Origin of the sequence: Salipiger sp. D13 (assembly GCF_003703915.1) — a bacterium.
Classification (GTDB): Bacteria; Pseudomonadota; Alphaproteobacteria; order Rhodobacterales; family Rhodobacteraceae; genus Salipiger; species Salipiger profundus.
In genome coordinates, this window is sequence record NZ_ML112591.1 from 212,663 (window position 1) to 230,871 (window position 18,209).

Annotated in this window: 17 protein-coding genes and 1 tRNA gene; 10 read left to right on the forward strand and 8 right to left on the reverse strand. The window is 69.0% G+C overall.

Going from position 1 to position 18,209, the window contains the following annotated elements:
- Window positions 1-74 precede the first annotated feature (74 nt).
- Window positions 75-1,382, forward strand: a complete 1,308-nt coding sequence (locus D6860_RS05335) for a P-loop NTPase family protein (RefSeq protein WP_076622477.1) — start codon at window positions 75-77, stop codon at window positions 1,380-1,382.
- Between the two features lie 115 nt (window positions 1,383-1,497).
- A tRNA-Met gene (locus D6860_RS05340) sits at window positions 1,498-1,574 on the forward strand.
- Between the two features lie 447 nt (window positions 1,575-2,021).
- On the opposite strand, the gene D6860_RS05345 is transcribed toward D6860_RS05340, so the two are convergent.
- Window positions 2,022-2,324, reverse strand: coding sequence for an SH3 domain-containing protein (locus D6860_RS05345; RefSeq protein WP_017468945.1), 303 nt, complete (start codon window positions 2,322-2,324; stop codon window positions 2,022-2,024).
- A gap of 199 nt (window positions 2,325-2,523) precedes the next feature.
- On the opposite strand from D6860_RS05345, the gene D6860_RS05350 reads away from it, so the two are divergent.
- Entirely contained in the window at window positions 2,524-4,323 is a 1,800-nt protein-coding gene (locus D6860_RS05350) for an ABC transporter transmembrane domain-containing protein (protein ID WP_076622478.1), read from the forward strand.
- A 161-nt stretch (window positions 4,324-4,484) separates the two neighbouring features.
- Here D6860_RS05350 and D6860_RS05355 read toward each other — a convergent pair whose 3' ends face one another.
- The gene (locus D6860_RS05355; protein ID WP_076622479.1) at window positions 4,485-5,525 is read right to left on the reverse strand and encodes an aldo/keto reductase; all 1,041 of its coding nucleotides are present in this window, start codon (window positions 5,523-5,525) and stop codon (window positions 4,485-4,487) included.
- 194 nt (window positions 5,526-5,719) lie between these two features.
- On the opposite strand from D6860_RS05355, the gene metG reads away from it, so the two are divergent.
- Window positions 5,720-7,432, forward strand: a complete 1,713-nt coding sequence (gene metG / locus D6860_RS05360; protein WP_076622480.1) for a methionine--tRNA ligase — start codon at window positions 5,720-5,722, stop codon at window positions 7,430-7,432.
- A gap of 232 nt (window positions 7,433-7,664) precedes the next feature.
- Window positions 7,665-8,579 (forward strand): tRNA pseudouridine(55) synthase TruB, encoded by a 915-nt coding sequence (truB, locus tag D6860_RS05365; RefSeq protein ID WP_076622481.1) that lies wholly within the window; start codon window positions 7,665-7,667, stop codon window positions 8,577-8,579.
- A 67-nt stretch (window positions 8,580-8,646) separates the two neighbouring features.
- On the opposite strand, the gene D6860_RS05370 is transcribed toward truB, so the two are convergent.
- On the reverse strand, window positions 8,647-9,468 hold the full coding sequence (locus D6860_RS05370) for an alpha/beta fold hydrolase (RefSeq protein WP_076622482.1): 822 nt from the start codon (window positions 9,466-9,468) through the stop codon (window positions 8,647-8,649).
- Window positions 9,468-10,145 (reverse strand): haloacid dehalogenase type II, encoded by a 678-nt coding sequence (locus tag D6860_RS05375; RefSeq protein WP_017468438.1) that lies wholly within the window; start codon window positions 10,143-10,145, stop codon window positions 9,468-9,470. The genes D6860_RS05370 and D6860_RS05375 overlap by 1 nt, the downstream gene beginning before the upstream one ends.
- Before the next feature lie 181 nt (window positions 10,146-10,326).
- Between D6860_RS05375 and D6860_RS05380 the strand changes: the two genes are divergently transcribed.
- The 5 genes from D6860_RS05380 to D6860_RS05400 all read left to right on the forward strand — a co-directional run bounded on the left by D6860_RS05380 (window position 10,327) and on the right by D6860_RS05400 (window position 13,900).
- Window positions 10,327-10,755 (forward strand): FKBP-type peptidyl-prolyl cis-trans isomerase, encoded by a 429-nt coding sequence (locus D6860_RS05380; protein WP_017468439.1) that lies wholly within the window; start codon window positions 10,327-10,329, stop codon window positions 10,753-10,755.
- A 156-nt stretch (window positions 10,756-10,911) separates the two neighbouring features.
- The gene (gene pcaD, locus D6860_RS05385; RefSeq protein WP_076622483.1) at window positions 10,912-11,703 is read left to right on the forward strand and encodes a 3-oxoadipate enol-lactonase; all 792 of its coding nucleotides are present in this window, start codon (window positions 10,912-10,914) and stop codon (window positions 11,701-11,703) included.
- Window positions 11,703-12,413 carry an alpha/beta fold hydrolase gene (locus D6860_RS05390; RefSeq protein ID WP_076622484.1) on the forward strand — a complete coding sequence of 237 codons (711 nt, stop codon included), beginning with the start codon at window positions 11,703-11,705 and terminating at the stop codon, window positions 12,411-12,413. The genes pcaD and D6860_RS05390 overlap by 1 nt, the downstream gene beginning before the upstream one ends.
- Window positions 12,414-12,475: 62 nt before the next feature.
- Window positions 12,476-13,441 (forward strand): lyase family protein, encoded by a 966-nt coding sequence (locus D6860_RS05395; protein WP_076622485.1) that lies wholly within the window; start codon window positions 12,476-12,478, stop codon window positions 13,439-13,441.
- Window positions 13,442-13,585: 144 nt separating this feature from the next.
- Window positions 13,586-13,900 (forward strand): ArsR/SmtB family transcription factor, encoded by a 315-nt coding sequence (locus D6860_RS05400; RefSeq protein WP_254681404.1) that lies wholly within the window; start codon window positions 13,586-13,588, stop codon window positions 13,898-13,900.
- Window positions 13,901-13,990: 90 nt separating this feature from the next.
- Here the strand turns inward: D6860_RS05400 and D6860_RS05405 are convergent, their stop codons facing one another.
- The 4 genes from D6860_RS05405 to D6860_RS05420 all read right to left on the reverse strand — a co-directional run bounded on the left by D6860_RS05405 (window position 13,991) and on the right by D6860_RS05420 (window position 18,179).
- Window positions 13,991-15,889 (reverse strand): acyl-CoA synthetase, encoded by a 1,899-nt coding sequence (locus D6860_RS05405; protein WP_076622487.1) that lies wholly within the window; start codon window positions 15,887-15,889, stop codon window positions 13,991-13,993.
- Window positions 15,890-16,079: 190 nt separating this feature from the next.
- Window positions 16,080-17,297 carry a class I SAM-dependent methyltransferase gene (locus D6860_RS05410; protein WP_076622488.1) on the reverse strand — a complete coding sequence of 406 codons (1,218 nt, stop codon included), beginning with the start codon at window positions 17,295-17,297 and terminating at the stop codon, window positions 16,080-16,082.
- A 67-nt stretch (window positions 17,298-17,364) separates the two neighbouring features.
- Window positions 17,365-17,667: a DnaJ family domain-containing protein gene (locus D6860_RS05415; protein WP_076622489.1), complete on the reverse strand. Its 303-nt coding sequence runs from the start codon at window positions 17,665-17,667 to the stop codon at window positions 17,365-17,367.
- Window positions 17,652-18,179: a GFA family protein gene (locus D6860_RS05420; protein ID WP_076622490.1), complete on the reverse strand. Its 528-nt coding sequence runs from the start codon at window positions 18,177-18,179 to the stop codon at window positions 17,652-17,654. Before D6860_RS05420 ends, D6860_RS05415 begins: the two co-directional genes overlap by 16 nt.
- Between the last annotated feature and the right edge of the window lie 30 nt (window positions 18,180-18,209).

An 18,209-nucleotide genomic window follows, 5' to 3' on the forward strand; every position in this document is an offset into this window, starting at 1 on the left:
CAAGCGCGGCCAATGTCTCGCCACAAAGCTGTTGTTTCCTTTCGTGAAACAGACAGGACGTGGGGCTCCCCGAGATGAACATGGCATCCAGCGCCGTCATGGCGCCGCCGCCGCCGAAGCGGCTGGACGACATGAACCTGCCGCGCATCTTCATGCGCGACATCGCGCTCAAGACGATCTTCCGCAAGAACGCGAACACGGTGACCGCGCTTGCCCGCGCCATCTGCCTGCCCATCGGCACCACGCAGGAGCTGATCGACCTTGCCCGCTCGCAGAGCCTGCTGGAAGCGATGGGCACGCTCAGCGCCAGCGCGGGCACCGAGATGTCCTACCAGCTGACCGATTCCGGAAAGGCCCGCGCGCTCGACGCGCTGGCGCAGTCGGAATACTTCGGCGCGATGCCGGTGCCGCTGCACGTCTACCGCGAGCAGGTCGAGCGGCAGTCGATCCGCAACATCCAGATCGGCCGCGACCAGCTGCTCGGCGCGATGGGCCACCTCGTGCTGCCCGAGAACCTGATCTCGCACCTCGGGCCCGCCGTCAGCTCGGGCCGGTCGATCCTGATGTACGGGCCGCCGGGCAACGGCAAGTCGTCGATCTCGAACGGCATCCGCGACGCGATGGGCGACAAGATCTACGTGCCCCGCGCGATCGAGTATTCCGGCCAGGTGATCTCGGTCTACGACCCGATCGTGCATTCCGCCGCCGAAACCGCCGAGGACGACCCCTCGCGCCTGCGCCGCAGCAACCGGTTCGACACGCGCTACGTGCTGTGCGAGCGCCCCACCGTCGTGACAGGCGGCGAGCTGACGCTCGACATGCTCGATCTCGTCTACAACCCGACCGCGCGCACCTACCAGGCGCCGCTGCAGCTCAAGTCGACCGGAGGCATCTTCATCGTCGACGACCTCGGCCGCCAGTCCGAACCGCCGCAGAAGCTGGTGAACCGCTGGATCGTGCCGCTGGAGGAATCGAAGGACATCCTGGCGCTGCAATCGGGCGAGAAGTTCGAGGTGCCCTTCGACACGTTGGTGATCTTCTCGACCAACTTCCATCCGAACGAGATCTTCGACCAGGCGGCACTGCGCCGGATCTTCTTCAAGATCAAGATCGACGGCCCGAACCAGCAGGATTTCCTGAAGATCTTCGCGCTGGTCGCACGCAAGAAGAAGATGGAGCTCGACGAGGCCTCGCTCGTGCATCTTCTCAAGACCAAGTATCCCACCATCGGCAACGTCTACGCCAACTACCAGCCGGTGTTCCTGATCGACCAGATGATCGCCGTCTGTGACTTCGAAGGCTGGCCCTACCGGATGACGCCCGACCTGATCGACCGGGCCTGGGCGAACATGTTCGTGCGGGACGAAACCATCGTGAAATGAGCCCCTTGGCGGGCGTTTCGCGCCCCCGTGCAGCGGCCCTGATGAAGACCGGCGAAAAAGGGGAAATTTCGTCTTGACGCTGTGCGGCTGGGGCCTTAATGACCCCGCACGGTTTGGCGGAGTAGCTCAGTTGGTTAGAGCAGCGGAATCATAATCCGCGTGTCGGGGGTTCAAGTCCCTCCTCCGCTACCAAACTTCCCCCACTTCAAAATCCGGTTTCGAGGCAAGCGCGATCCAGCCTTCTCTGGTGTGGACCGGAATCCCCACGTCTTTGACGGTGGAGATGACGAACTTCGTCATTCATCCCCACCGCATCTCGCGTTGTGGCGCCTCACAGCTCAATCGACGACATGAAAAACCTCACCATGTCTCGCAGCGCAGCCGACACGGCGGGGTCAAGGACGATGCCTTCCCAAGCCTCTCTCAAAGCTGCAAGACGCGCTCTCGCGGGGCGTCGCGCACGCTACCCGGCCCGCACGACCCCTCCGGATTTGGGGCGCCATGCCACCTCCCCGGCAAGTGTCGCGAAGATGGCTTGAGATCGGCCGGCGAGAGGCCGGGGGCACTCCCCGCACGACCTCTTCGATCCCGGCGTCGCGCAGCGTGCGAAACGCTTTGCGCCACTGCCTCAGCGCCGGCTCAGAGTTCGCGCAGGTAGGCCCACGACGCCCAGCCCGTCAGCCCCCGCGCCCGATCGAGCGACACTTCGCACCAGCGGGTGCCGCCGGTCTGCGTGCACTCGTTCACGCGCACCACCGTGCCGTTCGGAAGCCCGACGTAGACGTCGAAACCGGTTCCCGGCCCGCCGCGCAGCTTCAGCATGTCGCCCTCGTCGACGCCGTGGACCTCGTAGCGGTCGCCCCCGCCGACGGCGTCGGGTGCGCTCCCGCAGCCTGCCACCAGAACGCCCAGTGCCAGCGCCTTCAAGACGTTTGCCCGCATCGTTTTCTCCTGTCTTTCGATTGATCTGCCTCGCCCCGAGACTACGCCGTCGGTCCGGCGAAAGAAACGGTCCGTTGCGCCGCTCCCGGCCACCGGGCCGCCGCTGCATCACATGCGGGGAAAACGACCTGTGACGACGCGACGGCTTGATTCCTGCGCCTGTCGTGGCAAAACACCCCGGCGCTGAACAGGAGGAGCAATGGCACACGGAAACCCCGCATCCGCGGTGGCCGACGACCGCGAGAAATCGCGCAAGCTCGGTTCGCTCGGCGCCCTGAGACCGTTCCTGACGCCCTACAAGGGGCTCATGGTCGCCGCGATCCTCGCGCTCATCGCGACCTCGGCGGTCTCGCTGGCCCTGCCCATGGCGGTGCGCCGCGTGGTCGACAACTTCGGCACCGAGGACGGCGCGCTGCTCGACAAGTACTTCCTCGCCGCGCTGGGAATCGCCGGGCTGCTCGCCATCGGCACGGCGATGCGCTACGCGCTGGTCACCCGGCTGGGCGAGCGGGTCGTGGCCGACATCCGCAAGGCGGTGTTCGGACGCGTCATCGGGCTGTCGCCGGTGTTCTACGAACGCATCATGACCGGCGAGGTGCTGAGCCGCATCACCACCGACACCACGCTGATCCTGTCGGTCATCGGCTCGTCGATCTCGATCGCGCTGCGCAACGTGCTGATCTTCGTGGGCGGGCTCGGGCTCATGTTGCTCACCTCGGCCAAGCTCACCGGGCTGGTGCTGCTGCTCGTACCCGTGGTGATCGTGCCGATCCTCACGCTCGGTCGACGCCTGCGCAAGCTCTCGCGCGAGAACCAGGACTGGATCGCCGCCTCCTCCGGCAATGCCGCCGAGGCACTGACGGCGGTGCAGACCGTGCAGGCCTTCACCCACGAGGACATCTCGCGCAACGCCTTCGGCGAGGTCACCGAGAAGAGCTTCGACGCCGCCCGCCGCCGCGTCTGGACCCGGGCGCTGATGACCGCGATCGTCATCTTCCTGGTGTTCACCGGCATCGTCGGCGTGCTCTGGATGGGCGCCTGGGACGTGCGCGCCGGCGACATGAGCGCGGGCGCGCTGGTGCAGTTCGTGATCTACTCGGTGATGGTCGCGGGTGCCGTGGCCGCGCTGTCCGAGATCTTCGGCGAACTGCAGCGCGCCGCCGGCGCCACCGAGCGCCTGGTCGAGCTCCTCGAGGTCACCGACGCGGTGCAGGACCCGGCCGAGCCGCGCGCCCTGCCCGCCCCGGTGCGCGGCGAGATCGCGCTCGACCACGTGAGCTTCGCCTACCCCTCGCGGCCCGGCGTCTCGGCGCTCGACGACGTCAGCCTCGACATCCGCCCCGGCGAGACGGTGGCGCTGGTCGGCCCCTCCGGCGCCGGCAAGACCACCATCGTGCAGCTCATCCAGCGCTTCTACGACCCCGACGCCGGCACTATCACGCTCGACGGCGTGCCGCTCTCCGAGATGGCCCGCGACGCCTTCCGCAAGCACATCGCCCTGGTGCCGCAGGACCCGGTGATCTTCGCCGCCTCCGCGCGCGAGAACATTCGCTTCGGCCGCCCCGACGCCAGCGACGCCGAGATCGAGGCCGCGGCAAGGGCCGCCGCCGCGCATGACTTCATCGAAGCCCTGCCTGACGGCTACGACACTTGGCTCGGCGAGCGCGGCGTGATGCTGTCGGGCGGCCAGAAGCAGCGCGTGGCCATCGCCCGCGCGATCCTGCGCGACGCACCGGTCCTGCTGCTCGACGAAGCCACCTCGGCGCTCGATGCCGAAAGCGAACGCGCGGTGCAGGCCGCCGTCGACCGGCTCGCCGAAGGCCGCACGACGATCATCGTCGCGCACCGCCTCGCCACGGTGAAGAAGGCCGACCGCATCGTCGTCATGGAGCACGGCCGGGTGGTGGCGCAGGGCTCGCATGATGCGCTGGTCTCCGAAGGCGGCCTCTACGCCCGGCTCGCCCGCCTGCAGTTCACCGACGGCATCGCCGCGGAATAGCACGGAAAAGGGGCGCGCCCGTCCGGCCGCGCCCCTGTCTTCTTCTCTTTCCAAATACCTCGGGGGGTCCGGGGGGCTGGCCCCCCGGCCTCGGACACCGCGACCGCACGCCCGAACAGCCGCGCCAGGCCCGCAGGGTGGGGTTTCACCCCCCCACGCCCTCAATAGGGCATCGGATGCGCCCGATGGGTCTCGTCGAGCCGCGCCAAAAGTTCGTCCGACAGCGTGACCTCCACCGCCCCGAGCGCGTGCTCGAGCTGATCCAGCCGCGTCGCCCCGAAGATCGACGAGGCCACGAAGGGCCGCCTTGCCGACCAGGCGAGCGCCATGTGCACCGGGTCGAGCCCGAACTCCTGCGCAACGGCCAGGTAGGCGTCGACTGCCTCGAAGGCACGCTCCGACTTGCGCCCGCCGAGATTGCCGTTGAGCGCCATGCGCGAACCCTCGGGCACTGCCCCGCCCTGGTACTTGCCGGTGAGCAGCCCCGCCGCCAGCGGCGAATAGGGCAACAGCCCCACGTCCTCGTTCACCATCAGCTCGGCGAGGTCGGTGTCGGCCAGCCGGCACAGCAGCGAATACTCGTTCTGGATCGAGGCCACGCGCGGGCCGCCGGTCTCCTCGGCGATCCGCAGCAGCATCGCAGTCCCCCAGGCGCTGTCGTTCGACACGCCGAAGGCGCGGATGGTGCCGCGCTCGACCTCGCGCGAAAGCGCCCCCAGCGCGTCATGCATGTGCTGCACCGTCGCCGCACGGTCCTGCCCCGAGGGGTCGAACGTCCAGTTCTGCCGGAAATGGTAGCTGCCGCGGTTCGGCCAGTGGAACTGGTAGAGGTCGATGACATCGGTCTTCAGCCGCTTCAGCGACCCCTCGATGGCGCCGGGGATGGTGTCGGAGCTGATCGGCGCGCCGTCGCGCACCATCCTGGAATCGCCGGTGTGCTTGGTGGCGAGAATCCAGTCGCCCCGCCGCCCGGTCTTCGCGAACCAGTCGCCGATGATCTCCTCGGTCCGGCCGATGGTCTCGGCAGTCACCGGGTTCACCGGATACATCTCGGCGGTGTCCATGAAGTTGATGCCGGCATCGAAGGCGCGCTCGATCTGCGCGTGGGCATCCTCGGGAGGCGTCTGGTTGCCGTAGGTCATCGTGCCGAGGCAGAGCTCGGACACGGTCATGCCGGTCCGGCCAAGCGGATTCATCTTCATCGCGGTCTCCGTGATATGCGTTCGGCGCAAACCTAGCGAGCCGCCCGCCGATGCCAAGGCCGGAATCGCCCCCGGCGAGCCACACGGCGCGAGCAAGCCTCGCGCCGCCGCCCGCAACGGCACCACCGTGCCACTGGCCACGCCCGGCGAGTTCGGCTAAGGGGGCTGCAAACCGGACCACAGACGGGCGAGACATGGCACGGCACCTCATCACCTCGGCGATTCCCTACATCAACGGGATCAAGCACCTCGGCAACCTCGTGGGCAGCCAGCTGCCCGCCGACCTCTTCGCCCGCTACCAGCGCGCGCGCGGCAACGAGGTGCTGTTCCTCTGCGCGACCGACGAGCACGGCACCCCGGCCGAGCTCGCCGCCGCCAAGGCCGGCAAGCCGGTCGCCGAGTACTGCGCCGAGATGCACGAGGTTCAGGCGAGGATCGCCGAGGGCTTCCGCCTCAGCTTCGATCACTTCGGCCGCTCCTCGAGCCCTCAGAACCACAGGCTCACCCAGCATTTCGCCGGCGTGCTGGCCGAGCGCGGCCTGATCCGCGAGGTCTCCGAGACGCAGATGTACTCGCCCACCGACGGGCGCTACCTGCCGGACCGCTACATCGAGGGCACCTGCCCGAACTGCGGCTTCGAGGATGCGCGCGGCGACCAGTGCGACAACTGCACCAAGCAGCTCGACCCGGTCGATCTCATCAACCCGCACTCGGTGATCTCGGGCGCCACCGACCTCGAGATGCGCGAGACCAAGCACCTCTACCTGTGCCAGAGCCTGATCAAGGACGAGATCGAGGCCTGGATCGACAGCAAGACCGACTGGCCGGTGCTGACCACCTCGATCGCCAAGAAATGGCTGGACGACGGCGACGGCCTGCAGGATCGCGGCATCACCCGCGATCTCGACTGGGGCATCCCGGTGAAGAAGGGCGAAGAGGACTGGCCCGGCATGGAAGGCAAGGTCTTCTACGTCTGGTTCGACGCACCGATCGAATACATCGCCTGCGCGCAGGAATGGGTCGATGCCGGCAAGGGCGACGACTGGTCCCGCTGGTGGCGCACCGACAAGGGCGCGGACGACGTGACCTACACGCAGTTCATGGGCAAGGACAACGTGCCCTTCCACACGCTCACCTTCCCGGCGACGATCCTCGGCTCCGGCGAGCCATGGAAGCTGGTCGACTACATCAAGTCGTTCAACTACCTCAACTACGACGGCGGCCAGTTCTCGACCTCGCGCGGACGCGGCGTCTTCATGGACCAGGCGCTGGAGATCCTCCCCGCCGACTACTGGCGCTGGTGGCTGCTGAGCCACGCACCGGAAAGCTCGGACGCGGAATTCACCTGGGAGAACTTCCAGTCCTCCGTGAACAAGGATCTCGCCGACGTGCTGGGCAACTTCGCCAGCCGCGTCACCAAGTTCTGCCGCTCGAAATTCGGCGAGGTCGTCCCCGAGGGCGGTGCCTACGGCGATCTCGAAACCGCCCTGATCGAGAACCTCACCGCGAAGATCCGCGAGTACGAGGAACACATGGCCCACGCCGAGGTCCGCAAGGCCGCGAGCGCCCTGCGCGCGGCCTGGGTGCTCGGCAACGAATACCTGCAGGAGGCGGCCCCCTGGTCGACCTTCAAGACCGACCCCGAAACGGCGGCGATGCAGATCCGTCTCGCGCTGAACCTGATCCGGCTCTACGCGGTGATCTCCGCGCCGTTCATCCCGGACGCCTCGGCGCAGCTGCTGACCGCGCTCGCCACCCAAGACGACAGCTGGCCCGACGACGTGCCGGCGGCGCTGCAGATCCTGCCCGCAGGTCACGCCTTCACCGTGCCCGACGTGACCTTCCGCAAGATCACCGACACCGAACGCGAGGAATGGCAGGCGCGGTTCGCCGGCAAGCGTGACTGACCCGCAGCTGGCCCGGCCGCGGCGCAGTTGGCCAGCGCCGGATGCCTCCGGCGGGGATATTTGATGCCAGAAGAAACCCCGGGCGCCGCGCCCGGCCTTCTTCTGGCCCGAAATATCCCGGGGGAGTCGCCGCACAGGCGGCGACGGGGGCCGCGCCCCCGACATTGCACGAGATTGACAAGCACGGCGCGCGCTTGCTAACCGGCGCGCCTCATCACGCAGAGGGCAGAGCATGGCACGCAAGAAGGGCCGCGACATTTCCGGCTGGCTGATCGTCGACAAACCGGCGGGCATGACCTCGACGTCGGTGGTCAACAAGGTGCGCTGGGCACTCGCCGCAAAGAAGGCGGGACACGCGGGCACGCTCGACCCGGACGCGACGGGCGTGCTGGCCGTGGCGCTGGGCGAGGCCACCAAGACGGTGCCCTTCGTCACCGATGCGCTCAAGGCGTATCGGTTCACCGTGCGCCTCGGGCAGCGGACCAACACCGACGACGCCGAGGGCGAGGTGATCGCTTCCTCCGACGCGCGTCCCTCGGATGACGAGATCAAGGAAGCCCTGCACCGCTTCGTCGGCGAGATCGAGCAGATCCCGCCGCAGTTCTCGGCGGTGAAGATCGACGGCGAGCGGGCCTACAAGCGCGCCCGCGATGGCGAGACGATGGAGATCGCGGCCCGCCCGCTCTGGGTCGAGGAACTGGTGATGACCGGTCGTCCCGATTCCGATCACGTCGAACTCGAGATGACCTGCGGCAAGGGCGGCTACGTGCGCTCCATCGCGCGCGATCTCGGCGAGGCGCTCGGCTGCCACGGCCACGTGCGCGAGCTGCGCCGCATCTGGTCGGGCCCGTTCGAGGCCGAGGACGGCATCGGCATCGAGCAGATCGACGCGCTGGCCAAGACCCCCGAGCTCGACGAAAAGCTGCTGCCGCTCGAGGTCGGGCTCGCCGACCTGCCGGAACTGAAATGCACGCCCGAGGGCGCGGCAAAGCTGCGCAACGGCAATCCCGGAATGGTCATCCCCGGCGACGTGGATTACGGCGACGAGGCCTGGGCCTCGCTCGACGGCCGCGCCGTGGCGGTGGGCGTCTTCAAGGCCGGCGAGCTTCACCCGACGCGGGTCTTCGTACAGCCGGTCTCCGGCTGACCTCTGCCGGCCGGGCGCGACGCTTAAGATCTTTCGCAGAAAAATCTTCTACCCAAGCCGCCCCGGACTAGCCGAGCGCTGCGATCCAGCGCCCGAGGGCGTCGAGCGCCTCGGGCTCGTCGAGGAAAGGCACATGCCCGCGCCCCGGCACCTCGGTCGCGATCATGTCCGGCCGCCGCGCCTTCATCTCGGCGAAGGTGCCCTCCGACAGAAGGTCCGAGTTGGCCCCGCGTATCGCGCAGAGCGGCACCCCCTCCAGCGCGTCGAAGAGTGGCCAGAGGTCGGCGGCGGGCTGCGCGCCGTCGCCCAGCACCGCGTCGCGCAGCTTCGGATCGTAGGTGATCTCGAGCCCGGCCTCGGTCTCACGGTAGAATTTCTCGACCTCGGCGCGCCAGCGGCTTTCAGGAACGCCTTCGAAGGCGGTCATGGCGACCGCGCGCTTCGCCACGGCCTCGTCATGGGATTTCCAGACCGGGTTGCGGCCGAGGTAGCCCTTGATGACGTCGAGCCCCGCATCCGCGATCTCGGGGCCGATGTCGTTCAGCGCAACGCCCGACAGCCTGTCCTTCGCGGTCGCCGCCAGCACCATGGCGATCAGCCCGCCGCGCGAGGTGCCGAGCACCGCGGCGCGGTCAAGCCCGAGGTGATCGAGCAGTTCCAGCGCGTCGCGGCCCTCTACCGGGATGGTGTAGCAAGAGGGGTCACCCCAGTCCGACCGGCCGCGACCGCGGTAGTCCATGCGGATCAGACGCACCCCGTCGAGATGCGGCGCGACGTAGTCGAAGTCGCGCCCGTCGCGCGTGAGGCCCGCGAGGCACAGCACCGGCGTGCCTGCGCCCGCGTCGTCGTAGTGCAACGACAGCCCGTCGGAGGTGGTGAATCGCGGCATCAGAGAAGCTCCGGGATGCTGGAAAGGTCGGTGAGCACGTGCTCCGGTGTGCCGGGCAGACGATCCATGGGAAGGCCGGCTCGGTTCACCCAGGCGGTGTGAAAGCCGTAGGCGGCGGCACCGGCGGCATCCCAGCCGTTCGACGAGACGAACAGCACCTCGGAGGGATCGGTGCCGAAGCGTGCGCCGACCATGTCGTAGACCGCGCGCGCCGGCTTGAAGACGCCCACCTCCTCGACCGAGAGCACCGCGTCGAGGTAGAGGCCGACGCCCGCGCTTTCGACAGCCCCGCCGAGCATGTCGGGCGAGCCGTTCGACAGGATCGCGCAGGCGAGCCCCTGCGCCTTCAGCCGTGCCAGCAACTCCGGCACCTCCGGGTAGGCCGCGAGCTGCCAGTAGAGCGCCAGCAGGTCCTCGCGCAGAACAGGGTCCGTCAAACCGTGGCGGGCCATCGCCCAGTCGAGCCCGTCCTGCGTGACCTGCCAGAACGGCAGGTGCTCGCCGGTGATCGCCCTGAGCCAGGAGTATTCGAGCTGCTTGCGCCGCCAATCCTCGGCCAGCGGCCCCTGCACCGCCGCAAGCGCCTCCTGTCCGGGTTGCGCCGCGAGGGACCGTGCCGCTGCCGAAACATCGAACAGCGTGCCGTAAGCATCGAAGATACAGGTTGAAATTACCATGCGCGGAACCTCCCGCGCGCGAGACTGGCACGCCGGCCGATGCCTTGGAACCCCAAATTTTCCTCGGATGTTTGCAATCGGCGACATGGATCGCTACCTTTTGGGAGAGCGACACGAGAACCCGCCCATTTGCGGCCTCGTCAATTCACGCAAAGCAATCCCCAAACGAACGGAGCAACTCATGACGCAGGTCAAATCCGGCGACACCGTCCGCATTCATTACACCGGCACCCTTGCCGACGGCACCACCTTCGACTCCAGCCAGGGCCGCGACCCGCTGGAGTTCACCGTGGGCTCCGGCCAGATCATCCCGGGCCTCGACAAGGCGATGACCGGCATGGAGCCGGGCGAGAAGAAGACGGTCGAGGTGCCCTCGGAAGAGGCCTATGGCCCGGTCCACGACGAAGCGCGCCAGCACGTGCCGCGCACCGAGATTCCGGACCACATTCCGCTCGACCTCGGCACCCAGCTGCAGGTGCAGACGCCGACCGGCCAGACCGTGCAGGTCGTCGTGGCCGACGTGACCGAAGAGCAGGTGACCCTCGATGCCAACCACCCGCTGGCGGGCAAGGACCTGACCTTCAACATCGAGCTGGTCGAGATCGCCTGATCCGTCCTGCCCCGGCGGCGATGGCGCCGCCCTGAACATCGAGACCCCGGCGTCCCTTGTGGCCGCCGGGGTCTTTTTCGGTTCGGCTTCCGTCCTGCCGCGCGCGGCGTTACGGTCGGGACGACCTGCAAGACACGAACGAACGGAGCGACCGCGATGCAGATGGCCGACCTTGGCGACATCCGCCTGCACTACCGCCTCGACGGGCCGGAAGACGGCGCGCCGCTGGTCTTCTCGAACGCGCTCGGCAGCGACTTCCGGATATGGGACAAGGTCGTGGCCCGGCTTCCGGGCTCCCTGCGGATCCTGCGCTACGACACGCGCGGACACGGGCTGTCGGATGCGCCCGAGGGCCCCTATTCGATGGGCTCGCTCGTGCGCGACCTCGAACGGCTCATGGAGCACGTGGACATGCGCGACGCGGTCGTGGTCGGGCTGTCGCTCGGCGGCATGATCGCGCAGGGGCTCGCGGCCAAGCGGCTCGATCTCGTGCGGGCGCTGGTGCTGTCGAACACCGCCTGCAAGATCGGCACCCGCGACATCTGGGCCGACCGCATCGCGACGGTGACCGAGGGCGGCACGGCGGCGCTGGCCGAGGGCACGCTGCAACGCTGGTTCTCGCCGCCATTCCACGACACGCCCGAGATCACCGGCTGGCGCCACATGCTCGAGCGCTCCGACCGGACCGGCTATGTCGGCTGTTGCCACGCCATCGCGGGCACCGACTTCATGACGCCGACATCGGGATTGCGGCTGGCGGCCATGGGCATCGCAGGCAGCGCCGACGGCTCGACCCCGCCCGATCTCGTGCGCGAGACGACCGAGCTGATCCCCGGCGCGCGCTTCGAGCTGATCCGCGGCGCAGGCCACCTGCCCTGCATCGAGACCCCGGACGCCTACGCGGCGTTGCTGACCGACTTCCTCACGGCGCAGGGGCACGCTGGCTGATGGCGCGGTTCCTGCTGATCCACGGCGCGAGCCACGGCGCCTGGTGCTGGGACGCCCTGCGCGCGGCGCTCGTCGCGCGGGGCCACGAGGCCACCGCCATCGACCTGCCCGCCCATGGCGACGATTCCACGCCGCCCGCCGAGGCGACGCTCGACAGATATGTCGCGGCGATCCTCGCAGCGCTGAGCGAGCCGGCCATCGTCGTCGCGCATTCCATGGCGGGCGTTCCCGCCACCGCCGCCGCCGACCGCGCCCCGGACCGCGTGGCGCGGCTGGTCTATCTCTGCGCCTACCTGCCCGGGGACGGCGCCAGCGTCGGCTCGCTGGTGCAGGCGCAGGCCACGCAGCCGCTGCGCGCCGCGATCCGCCGTGGCGCCGACCGCGACAGCTTCACCTTCGCGCCGGAGCTGGCGCCGGAGCTCTTCTACAACGGCTGCCCACCGGACACCGTGGCACGGGCGCTCGACCGGCTCACCCCCGAACCCGTCGTGGCGCAGGCCACCCCTGTCTCGCTCGGCGGCGACATCGCCGAGGTGCCCCGCAGCTACATCCTCTGCACGGAGGATCACGCCATTCCACCCGAAGACCAGCGCCGGATGGCCTCTGCCCTGCCCCCCGGCGACGTCCACGAGCGGCCCTGGTCGCACTCGCCCTTCTTCTCTGCGCCCGAGGCGCTCGCAGACCTGCTCGGAGATATTGCGGCGGGCTGACGGGCTGGCGTCCGGCGCGGCCCCTGCGCTATACGGGCCGCGCCACGTCACAGGAGCCCGCGATGACCGCCACCCCGTTCGACAGCGCCTACCTGCACAAGCTTTTTGCCACCGGTGAGGCCGCGAAGCTGTTCACCGACAGTGCCGAGGTGCGCGCGATGATGATCGTGCTCGGCGCACTGGCCAAGGTGCAGGGCGCATCAGGCCTCATTCCCGAAACTGCCGGCAAGGCGATCCACCGCGCCTCGCTCGAACTGCAGATCGACCCGGGCGGGCTGGCCGATGACACCGCGCGGGACGGAACCCCGGTGCCTTCGGTGGTGGCCTCCTTCGGCGCGCTGATGCAGGCGCCCGAGTACGTGCCCTACCTCTGCCACGAGACCGCGCCCGATGACATCGAGGACAGCGCCCTGATGCTGCGGATGCGGCAGGTGCTGGCGCAGGCCGACGCGGGCCTCACGACGCTTCTCGACGATCTCGGCGCGGTGGCCGGCGGCGGGCACGCCCCCGATTCCGCCACCCGCGCGGCCCGCGCGGGTTGGCCGCTTCTGGCCCTGCGCGACGAACTTGCGCTTCTGCGGCAGCGGGCGCTGCCGGTGGCGCTCTCCGATGCCGACGAACGCCTGCGCGCGGCGCTGGCCGAGGCGCTCAACCTCACCGATCCGGGACGCGGCTGGCGGGACGACCGCGCCCCGCTGCGCGACATTGCCGGCTGGTCTGCGCGGCTCGTCACCGCGCTTGCCGCACTGGCCCGTCCGGACGCCACCGCCACGCCTCCGGCCGCCGCGCTGGAGGCGCTCAGGCCCCAGGCCGCGGCGCTGCTGACGGTGGTGAACGCCAGCCCGGAGCCGCAGGTCGCACGACTTGCGGAACGGCTGGCCCTGCCGCAGCTCCTGCTCTGTGCCAACGCGGCGCTGAGCCGCGCGCAAGCGCTTGCCACGGGCCTGCGCAGCACGCCCGGGGGCACCGGCGACGCGCCGGACGAGGCGCGCCGCTTTGCAAAGGCGGTGAGATCGGAGCGAAGCTGAACGCTGCGGGAACCAAGCTCCCGTAATGCGCGTTATTGTGAATGATCTTGCGCGCCGCAAACGAGTGGCAAGATGTCGCAAATCTCTCGGAAGGTGCTATATGAGGCATCCAATTCAAGAAGGCCCTGACCAGTGAACGACGATATGATGATTGCTCCACCCGAGGAAATGGCCGCGAATGCGCGCAACGCTGCCGCTTACCTCAAGACTCTCGCTCACGAGGGCCGACTGATGATCCTGTGCCACCTGGGATCGGGCGAGAAGTCGGTCGGCGAACTCGAAACCCTGCTCGGCACCCGGCAAGCGGCTGTCAGCCAGATGCTCGCCCGCCTGCGTGAAGAGGGGCTCGTCAGCACCCGCCGCGACGGCAAGACGATCTACTACAGCCTTTCCGACGGCGATACGTCGCGCGTGATCGGCCTGCTCTACGAGATCTTCTGCGCGCAGAACGAAGCCTGAGGAGGCGCGGTCGGGCGTGTCGGTTCACGCCCTGTCCCGATACCCAGCGGGTCGAAACCCCGCTTCACCCCTGACATCAAGACACTGTCCCTAGCCTCCGGCATTCTCGCTGGCGGCCCATTCCCACGGACGGGTGAAGGCCCCGAGACAGTGACACACGGCGTCCTCGTCGGCGCCGTTGCGCTCGACTTGTGCCACAAGACCCCGGCGCCGATCATCGATCACCGAGACGACCCGCGCCGGCAGCTCCGCGGCCTCGAGCGCGGCGTTGTAGACCCGCTCGATCGCCTGCATCCGCAGCGCCGGCTTGAAGACCTTGCCGACGGCGGTCTTGGGCAGCTCGGGCAGGATGGTCAGGTGCTTGGGATAGGCCGCGCGCTCGTGGATATGCACCTTGGCATGGGCCATCAGCGCCTCTTCCGTGACCTCCGCTCCCTCGACCAGCTCGACGAAGGCGCAGGGCAGTTCGCCGGCGTGGGCGTCGGGCTGGCCGATCGCCCCTGCAAAGGCCACGGCCGGATGCGCCAGCAGGGCGTCCTCGATCTCGGCGGGGTCGATGTTGTGGCCGCCGCGGATGATGAGATCCTTCGCCCGCCCGGTGATCCAGAGGTAGCCGTCGGGGTCCATCCGACCGAGATCGCCGGTGCGCAGGTAGATACCCTCGTGGAACAGGTCATGGTTCTTGTCGACCTCGGTGTAGGTCGAGCCGGCATAGACGCCGGGGTTGGCAACGCAGATCTCGCCGACCTCGTCGGTGTCGCATTCGCGCGGGCCATCGGCGGTCTGCTTGACGATCTTGACGTGAGAATAGGGAAAGGGAATGCCGATCGAGCCGACCTTCTTCTCGCCCTCGGGCGGGTTCACGGACACGAGGCAGGTCGCCTCGGTCAGCCCGTAGCCCTCGCAGATGGTGACGCCGCAGGCGCTCTCGAAGCGCCGGAACAGCTCCAGCGGCATCGGTGCGGAGCCCGAGAAGGCATATTTCACCGACGAGATGTCGGCGTCGACCTTGCGCTGCATCAGCGCCGAGACGGCGGTGGGCACGGTGATGACGAAGCTGATCTTCCAGCGCTCGCAAAGCTTCCAGAAATTGTCGAACACCCCCTCCCCGCGATAGCCGGCGGGGGTCGGAAAGACCACATGCGCCCCGGAGCAGAGCGCCGACATCAGGATGACATGCACCGCGAAGACGTGGAACAGCGGCAGCGGGCACATGATGGTGTCGCGCTCGGTGAACAGCAGCTGGTGCCCGAGCCAGCCGTTGTAGATCATCCCCGAGTATCGGTGCTGCGCCACCTTCGGCATGCCCGTGGTGCCGCCGGTGTGGAAGTAGGCCGCCACGCGGTCGCCGCGGCTGTCCTCGAAGGTGAGGGTCGTGGGCTGCTTGCGCATCTCGCGCGCGAAGCAGAGCACATCCGCATGCGGGTTCGCCGTCACCTTCGGCCGCAGGAAGGGCACGATCCAGGATTTCGGCGGGCTCAGATAGCGGTTTAGGTCCACCTCGAGCACGTAGTTCACGCCCGGCGCATGACGGCAGGCCTCGGCCACCTTCTGGGCCACGTCGGTCTTCGGGAAGGGTTTCAGCGTTACCACAACCTTGGCGCCGGTCTCGCGCAGGATGGCAGCGATCTGCTCGGGCTCGAGCAGCGGGTTGATCGGGTTCACGATCCCCGCCACGGCACCGCCCAGCAGGGTGCAGATCGTCTCGTTGGCGTTCGGCAGCACGTAGGCGATGGTGTCGGTCTCGCCGATGCCCAGACTGCGGAACAGGTTCGCCGCCTGAGTCGTGCGGTCCTTGAGCTCGGACCACGTGAGCGTCTCGGCCCGGTCGCGCGGCCCCGAGAGCAGCTGGTAGCTGACTGCCGGGCGGTCGGGAAAGGCCTCGGCCGTCCGGCACAGCTGCCCGTAGAGCGTGGGGGGCACATCGCGTGCCTCCCACGGCATTTCGGCCTCGATGGCATTCCGGTCGCCCACGGACGCGAAAGTCATGGTCGTCGCTCCTCCCTGATCGCCCGGGATTCCTGCGCCTGAACACTTGCTCGCATGGCGCTCCCGGGGGTCGTCTCCCCGTGTGCCAGTCTGAGAAGGACGCGCCCGAGGCGCAAGAGTTCCCGACGTAACGGCAGCCGCCTCGCGACGCAACGTCCCGCGGCCCGGAAGGGGTGGACGTGCCGCGAAGTCAGCTTCGGGGCGCGCCGGCGCGTCTCCTGAGGAGGCCGGAATAGAGCAGCAGACCCCAGTCGGCGAGCTCGGCCTCGACCCGCGCCCAGAGCCGCCCGAAGGTCAGCGGGTCCATCCGTGCGCCGGTGGCGATCTCGTCGAGCGTGCGACGGCCGTCGATCCCGGCGAGCACCGCCGCCGCCTCGCGCGGGAGCGTCAGCTCGGCGTCGAGCCGCCCGATGCGCAACGGCAGCGACCGGCCCTGCGCCACCGCGCGGGCCAGCGCCTGCCGCTTCACGCCGCGCAGGTGCGGCACGAGCTGCCGGTTGGTGCCGCGCGCGACCGTCGGGCCGCTGCCGTCCGCGACCGCGTAGGCCACGTGCATGCGGATCGTCCCGCGCAGCTTCTCGGCCACGGCCATGCGGTCGGCGGCGGGCATGGCCTGCGGCGGCTCGGTGATGCGCGCCAGGTCGTAGATCGCCGGCGTGGTGAAGCTGGCAAGCGCCCAGCCGGTCTGCTCGAGCGTTCCCAGCAGTTCGGGCACCGAGAAGGCGCGGTCCTGCCCGTGCAGGAGCAGGTCGTAGAACCCCGCGTCGCTTTCGTGGTGGTCCCCGAGGTTGACGTTGGCGGCGAACGGGTGCCCCTCGGGCAGGTCGGCCACAAGCCGCTTGGCCCGTGCCAGCCGCTCCTCGGGCGCGATCCCCTCGAAAAGCGCGCCGAAGGCCTCCTGCAGCGGATAGACCCCCGAGCGGCCGTAGGGCGCGTAGACCATGAACCCCATGCCGCCACCGGGCGCGAGCGCCGCCCGCAGTGCCCGGAAACCCTCGGCCGGGTCCGGCAGGTGATGCAGCACCCCGCAGCAGTCGATGTAGTCGAAAGGGCCGAGCGTCGCCGCCTCGAGCAGGCTGCCGGTGCGGAAGGTGATCGAGGTGAGCCCGCGTGCGGCGGCGCGGGCCTCGGCGATCTCGCGCGCGGCGGTGGAAAGGTCGAGATAGGTGATCTCGGCAGGACGCCCCGCCTGCGCCATCACCGTGGCCAGCTGGATGAGCCCGTCACCGGTGCCGCCGCCCGCCACCAGCGCGCGCAGCGGACGCGACCAGTCGCGCTGCCCCTTCCACAGGAAGTGGTCCATCTCGAGCGGGTGCGACGGCGAGCCGGTGATGAGCCGGCTCTTCTCGTCCTGCGGATCGCGCTCGGGATACGGATAGGCTTCGTACTGCTCTTTCACGGTGACCATGGCCTGCACCCCCTGCCCGTTCTCGACCGGCGCGACAGTCGCACGCGGCGCGGGGGATGTCCAAGCCTCAGCGGTCCCTGCGGGCGCGGTCGAGCCGGGCCTCGAGCATCGAGAGCTCGGTCATCATCCGCCGCCGTTCGCTGCGGTCGGCGGTCTCACGCAGTTCCTCGCGCAGGCGGGCCATCTCGCGCATGAGCGAGACCGCCTCGGGCACCGCGCCGTTGTCCTTGAGGATGCGGTTCAGCACCACGTTCTCCGGGTCGTCGGAGGGCGGCAGCGGCTTGCCGGCGCCCGGCAGGTTCTCGAAGGCGCCCTCTTCCTCGGCCTTGCGGATGCGGGCGTTGATGAGGTCGATCAGAGGGTGGTCCATCGCTCCGGCGCCTCCTGTTGCTGCTGTTGCTGCTGCTCGTGCTGCCGGGCCTGGCGCGCGAGCTCGGCCTCGCGGCGGGCGAGCGCCTCGGGGCGCCAGGTGGTCGAGCGGCGGTAGTACTCCGGGAACACGCGGGCGCCCTCGGGGAAGGTGATCCAGGGCGGCGCGGTGTCGGTGTAGATGAAGACGTCGGGGGTGAGCTCGGCGGCGCGGTCGAGCGTGCCGATGCGCACGAAGGCGAAGGCGCGCCCGCCGCCGGCGTAATGCGACCAGAGCGCCACCTCGCAGGTCGGGCAGCGCGCCACGATCTGCCCCTTGCCGCTGGCCGAGGGCAGCGTGACATCGTGCGGGCGGCCCGCGTCGAGCGCCACGCAACGGGTCTCGATCATCGCGTTGAGCGCGAAGGCCGAGCCGGTCTCGCGCTGGCACCAGGTGCAGTGGCAGCAGTGGATGATGAGCGGCGTGTCGGTCAGGTGGAAGCGGATCGCTCCGCAGGTGCAGCGCCCGTTCATGGCGTCCTCCGGCTGGGTCGGAGACAGCAT